Raw genomic sequence first — 604 nt, forward strand, 5'->3', positions numbered from 1 at the left:
AGTAAATTGTCTGCCACATTGTGCATCGTTAGAGCATGCCCGCCATAGTTAAACGCCTTGCCTATCTTGCGCTCGCAACCACAGCCTTTCGAATGCTGCTCGTCATCGGCGCGGCGATCTTTTGTCGAATGAGTAGGCTCGTGCTGATTGCGCTCATTTACCTCATGAGCGTGCTTTTTTTCCGGTGCCATCCTAACCAGCTCTGGCGAAAGCCGAATAATACGGGCAGACAATTCGCCGCAGCGCGGACAAGCACAGGGCTTATCGCTATCATCCATCGTCGCAAGATCATTAAACACACCATGCTCGGCACACTTGTAATCGTAAACTGGCATTTTAAGGTCTCCGTTATTACTGATATTCAATTCTAATTTTGAAGAGCCGGTAAAAATCAACGCTCTAGCGGCGCGCTAATAAATACCCGCCGCAAAGAGCTAAGGAAACTCTGAAAAACGAACATTTTTGATGATATTCATGCCCGCTTTCTTTAGAGTCCTAAATTCGTAAATAAACGGCTGTTAAAATCGTCTGTTTCCACCTGCTGATTGCCTTTCGGCAACTTACAGGCGGACCTGTCCCGCCTAAGCGGGTAAATATTTTTCCG

1 protein-coding gene is annotated in these 604 nt (G+C 47.2%); it reads right to left on the reverse strand.

Features of this window, described 5'->3' with window-relative positions:
* On the reverse strand, positions 1-335 hold a 335-nt coding region (locus IDZ20_RS10825), incomplete at its 3' end, for an FmdB family zinc ribbon protein (protein ID WP_188151453.1).
* Between the last annotated feature and the right edge of the window lie 269 nt (positions 336-604).

Origin of the sequence: Teredinibacter waterburyi (assembly GCF_001922985.1) — a bacterium.
Classification (GTDB): domain Bacteria; phylum Pseudomonadota; class Gammaproteobacteria; order Pseudomonadales; family Cellvibrionaceae; genus Teredinibacter; species Teredinibacter waterburyi.